Origin of the sequence: Dissulfurispira sp., assembly GCF_036745535.1 — a bacterium.
Classification (GTDB): domain Bacteria; phylum Nitrospirota; class Thermodesulfovibrionia; order Thermodesulfovibrionales; family Dissulfurispiraceae; genus Dissulfurispira.
On sequence record NZ_DAIOFX010000105.1, the window covers coordinates 1 to 4672 of the forward strand.

Genomic DNA, 4672 nt, shown 5'->3' on the forward strand with positions numbered 1-4672 from the left:
ATAAAATTATCGAGAGAGCAGACCTGCCAACCGGAGAGCATGGAAAGGGGAGGTCTGCGTGGATGGCTTACGGTTATGTCCTTTCGCAGCAGAGGTTTCAGACAATTGCGCTCCATGACTGCGACATCCTTACATACAGCAGGGATTTGCTTGCGAGGCTGTGTTACCCTGTTACGAGTCCGAGCCTCGATTATGATTTTTGCAAGGGCTTCTACAGCAGGGTAACCGACAGGCTCCACGGGAGAATGACGAGACTCCTTGTAACTCCTCTTATAAGGTCTCTACAGAAGATTTTAGGCCATCTGCCGATACTCATATTTTTTGACAGTTTCAGATATCCACTTGCAGGAGAGTTTTCCATGGACGTTGACCTTGCGAGGGTAAACAGGATACCGGGTGATTGGGGGCTTGAAGTAGGCGTGCTTGCAGAGGTCTACAGGAATACATCATTGAGAAGGGTCTGTCAGGTCGATATTGCGGAAAACTATGAGCATAAACATCAGGAATTGTCTCCGGAGGATGCAACAAAAGGGCTTCACAAGATGTGCGTCGATATATGCAAATCTTTATTCAGGACACTGGCATCGGAGGGCATAGTTTTTTTCAAGCGGGTTTTTTAAGACTCTTGTAGCAACTTATACGAGGACAGCACAGGACATGCTCAAAAGATACGAGGATGATGCTGCAATAAACGGCCTCATATTCGACAGACATGCCGAAAGCCTTGCAGTGGAGACATTCACAAACGGGATCAAAAAGGCAGCAGAGACAATAATGGAAGACCCTCTTGGGGTCCCATTGATTGCAAGCTGGGACAGAGTTACATCAGCCATACCGGATATCCTTATTAAGATAAAGGAGGCGGTGGAAGAGGACAATAAAATAAAAACCACGAGAAAGAGGAGGCAGTAATGAAGAAAATGAATTTTGTCTTTTTTGTTGTAATCTTTTCTCTATTGACTGCCGGTTATGCAAACGCTTTATGTGTCAGCGCGCAAAAGGCCAGTTTAAGAAGCGGCCCTGGCACAAATTACGGAATAGCATGGGAGATTTACAAATATATACCGGTTGTAAAGGTTGGCGTCTCACTATCAGGCGAATGGTATGCAGTGAGCGATGTGGACGGAGATGTGAACTGGGTACATAAGAACATGGTAACCAGCAAATATAAATGCGCGGTTGTGGATGCGGATGAAGTGAATGTGAGGACAGGCCCCGGCATGAACTATTCCAAAAGCCCTTCAAGCCCTGCAAAGAAGTATTATTCCTTTAAGGTTTTAAATAAGAAAGGGCAATGGGTAAAGGTAAAGGACGAATGGGGCAATGCAGGATGGATTCACCGCAACTTTTTATGGATCAGATGAAGGGAGGGTTAAAGGGGAAAAATGAAAAGGATACTCATAACAGCGGTCTTTCTGATAACCGCATTTCTCATAATGCGGGGAGACTTCGATGTCTTCGATAAACAGGGAAGTGCCCTGGAATACGGAAAATACAGAGAAATAAGTGGCACGATCGAAAAGGGAGAAACCTTTTTCGATATTTTTAAGAAGTATAATCTGAAACTGTCGGAGCTTTTCAAAATTAAAGAGGCATCTGCAAACATCCATAAATTGAGGGAATTATACCCGGGACAGCCGTACAAAATAATAATAGACGATAACAACCGGATAAACTCCTTTGTTTACTGGATAAACGACGACTCTGTTTTGAACATCTGCCGCACCGAATCCGGATTTTGTGCTGAAAAGAAGGCAGTGGAATATGAAAAAAGAACACTGCATTTAGGCGGTGTGATAAAGGACAATCTCATATCTTCTATAGGAAACGGAAGGGAAAATACGACCCTTGCCCTTCAGCTTTCTGACATATTTGCGTGGGATATAGATTTTGCAACAGACCTGCGAAACGGGGATGCATTCAAGATTGTTGTAGAGGGCATGTACCTTAACGGAGAGTTCAAAAAATTCGGCAATATTCTCTCGGCAGAGTTTGTGAACAATGGTGAGGCATATCGCGCCTATAGATTCGGACATGGCGGAAATATCGATTATTACGATGATGAAGGCAAATCCCTGAGAAGGACATTTTTAAAGGCGCCTTTGAGTTTCAGGCGGGTTAGCTCAGGCTTTTCCATTAACCGTTTTCATCCGGTGCTTAAGATTTACAGGCCGATCACGGGATCGACTATGCAGCCCCTGTAGGAACTCCTGTGTCTGCTATTGGAGATGGAACAGTCGTTTTTGCAGGCAAAAAAGGGCAATACGGCAATCTCGTGATAATAAAACATCCCAACGGCTACAAGACATATTACGGCCATTTATCCCGATTCGGCAATGGTATTAAAAGCAGAACAAAGATTAAGCAGGGGCAGGTTATAGGTTATGTAGGCTCAACAGGGCTTGCAACAGGGCCGCACCTGCATTATGAGATGAGGGTTAGTAACAGGCCTGTTAATCCTGTTACAGTGAAATCGCTGAAGGGAAATTCGATTCCTAAAAAGTTAATGGCTGAATTCAAGGGTTTTTAAAACCAGATGGATGGAAGGTTTGCTTCCATAATACCAAAAGCTGTTGTCCTTGCTAAAAAAACAATAGTAACTGCTAAAAACCAATGGAGGATTGATGGGTATTGGGTTAAAAGACATAGTAATACCCGCTGCCACAGCCATGGTATCAGCATCGGTACTTTTTGTCGTCAGGGGTATTGCCTTCAGGCTGCTTCACAAGTGGGCCGAAAAAACAGAGACAAGGATCGACGATATAATCATCAGATCATTAAAAGTTCCCTCTGTTTACTGGTGCATAGCCATCGGACTTTACATAGGAGTCGCTGTTTCAGATTTTCCTGAGAAATATGTATTTTATTTCAGCAGGGCAATCCATGTAATTGTGATATTGTCTATTACCACTGCTGCTGCAAACCTGTCAGGCAAAATATTCAAAAATTATATCCAGAAATCAGACCTGCCTATTCCTACTACGGGCCTTGCATACGGGATATTGAAAGGGACAATCCTCGTTATAGGCTTTCTGATTATACTCAGCGTTCTCGGAATATCAATAACTCCACTAATTACGGCCCTCGGTGTTGGAGGTCTTGCTGTTGCCCTTGCGCTTCAGGATACGCTGGCAAATCTGTTTGCAGGGATACATATACTTGTTGAAAAATCCGTTAGGGTCGGAGATTTTATAAGGCTTGAGACAGGACAGGAGGGCTACGTAGAGGACATTACATGGAGGACAACGAGGATAAGGATGCTTCCGAATAATATGGTCATAATTCCGAACAGCAAGCTGTCCCAGAGCATTGTGACGAATTATTATCTGCCAGAAAAAAGAATGGCTTTATTAATTCCTGTAAGCGTCAGTTATTCATCCGATCCGGAAAAAGTTGAACGGATACTTATAGAAGAAGCTAAAAAGGCAGTGGGCGAAATCCCGGGACTGCTTGGAGAGCCGGAACCTTTTGTGAGGTTTATCCCCGGCTTTGGCGACAGTTCCCTCGATTTCACGCTTATATGTCAGGTTCAGGAATTCGTTGATCAATATCTTGCACAGCACGAATTGAGAAAGAGAGTGTTCAAGAGATTTAAAGAAGAGGGCATAGAGATACCGTTCCCGCACAGGACGGTGTATCTAAGGGAGGAAAGGGAATGGAAAAAATAATGGAGTTCTTTGAATTTAAGCAGTGTGTGAGCCTCCTTAAATCTACTGGCAAAAAGGCTAAAAACCTGCGTGAACTGAGGGATGCTATAGCCGTTGTAAGCGATGAGTCCATATTCCATCACACGTATCAGTATTTTTTAAAGGGACATATACTCGAATACACCAATGACTTTGCCCATTGGGCAGGAGAGAGCCTCGAAGAAAGGGCGCTTGCGGAGCGTCTTTCCAACATAGACCCCTATGCCTTTAAAAATATAGACGAACTAAGACAGGAATTGCTCAATGTAATAGACATCTATCTTGAAAACTTCCCCGAGCCGAGGGAGGCAATGATAGGTGATGAATTCTACTTCAACGAGACCATAACCCTTACATTCCCTGTAGGCATAAGGGTCAAGAACCTTGCAGAGTTTTTAATAGCAGTCAAGTATATAGATGCCGCAGCCATTTATTATCATTTCTATGAGGCCCGTGTCAGGCTTGGAGTCGATGACTTCTCAAAGTGGATCGAGGACTCGTTGGACAAAAAAGATTTGTCAGAAAAAATAAGGGCGATAGACCCTTTCATGCACAGCATAGAAGGTATAAGGGATCACATAATAGAGACTGTTGAAAAGGATGTCAGGACAGAAATGGAGGCCATAGAGCGATGATTACTCAATTCTCAGGCATATCTCCAAAAGGCGATTTGATTCTTCTCCATAAGCTGGGCGAGAAACTTAATAACAGGTCGTTTCTCCATATTAATTCGACCCGTGCAGGAGGCGGTGTGGCAGAGATTCTGCACAGGATGATCCCCATACTCAAAGACCTCGGCATCGATGCAAGATGGGAGGTCATAGAAGGGGACGAAAGGTTCTTCGACATAACAAAGAAAATCCACAACTCCCTTCAGGGAAATTTTGAAAATATTACCGAAGACATGTGGCAGCATCACTATGAGGTCAACAGGAGGAATGCCGAAAGGCTTAATTTAGATGCGGATGCTGTTTTGATACACGACC

General features: G+C 43.8%; 6 protein-coding genes and 2 pseudogenes. All 8 read left to right on the forward strand.

The features are described 5' to 3' along the window. A pseudogene (locus tag V7L97_RS11320) lies at positions 1-620 on the forward strand (glycosyl transferase); the annotation flags it as partial. 37 nt (positions 621-657) lie between these two features. Further along, the gene (locus V7L97_RS11325) at positions 658-912 is read left to right on the forward strand and encodes a hypothetical protein (protein ID WP_333656049.1); all 255 of its coding nucleotides are present in this window, start codon (positions 658-660) and stop codon (positions 910-912) included. Beyond that, entirely contained in the window at positions 912-1364 is a 453-nt protein-coding gene (locus V7L97_RS11330; RefSeq protein WP_333656051.1) for an SH3 domain-containing protein, read from the forward strand. Before V7L97_RS11325 ends, V7L97_RS11330 begins: the two co-directional genes overlap by 1 nt. A 21-nt stretch (positions 1365-1385) precedes the next feature. Then, entirely contained in the window at positions 1386-2204 is an 819-nt protein-coding gene (locus V7L97_RS11335; RefSeq protein WP_333656053.1) for a LysM-like peptidoglycan-binding domain-containing protein, read from the forward strand. Between the two features lie 8 nt (positions 2205-2212). Continuing rightward, positions 2213-2530 (forward strand): M23 family metallopeptidase, encoded by a 318-nt coding sequence (locus tag V7L97_RS11340; protein WP_333656055.1) that lies wholly within the window; start codon positions 2213-2215, stop codon positions 2528-2530. A gap of 94 nt (positions 2531-2624) precedes the next feature. Then, the gene (locus V7L97_RS11345) at positions 2625-3668 is read left to right on the forward strand and encodes a mechanosensitive ion channel family protein (RefSeq protein WP_333656056.1); all 1044 of its coding nucleotides are present in this window, start codon (positions 2625-2627) and stop codon (positions 3666-3668) included. Next, positions 3656-4321: a DUF5752 family protein gene (locus V7L97_RS11350; RefSeq protein ID WP_333656057.1), complete on the forward strand. Its 666-nt coding sequence runs from the start codon at positions 3656-3658 to the stop codon at positions 4319-4321. The genes V7L97_RS11345 and V7L97_RS11350 overlap by 13 nt, the downstream gene beginning before the upstream one ends. Then, positions 4318-4672: pseudogene (locus V7L97_RS11355) on the forward strand (glycosyl transferase family 1); the annotation flags it as partial. The gene V7L97_RS11350 and the pseudogene V7L97_RS11355, both read left to right, overlap by 4 nt.

What these genes read in the sequence shown, in the direction of transcription:
- V7L97_RS11325 (WP_333656049.1), top strand. Translation starts at nt 658, where the DNA reads ATGCTCAAAAGATACGAGGATGATGCTGCAATAAACGGCCTCATATTC.
- V7L97_RS11330 (WP_333656051.1), top strand. Translation starts at nt 912, where the DNA reads ATGAAGAAAATGAATTTTGTCTTTTTTGTTGTAATCTTTTCTCTATTG.
- V7L97_RS11335 (WP_333656053.1), top strand. Translation starts at nt 1,386, where the DNA reads ATGAAAAGGATACTCATAACAGCGGTCTTTCTGATAACCGCATTTCTC.
- V7L97_RS11345 (WP_333656056.1), top strand. Translation starts at nt 2,625, where the DNA reads ATGGGTATTGGGTTAAAAGACATAGTAATACCCGCTGCCACAGCCATG.
- V7L97_RS11350 (WP_333656057.1), top strand. Translation starts at nt 3,656, where the DNA reads ATGGAAAAAATAATGGAGTTCTTTGAATTTAAGCAGTGTGTGAGCCTC.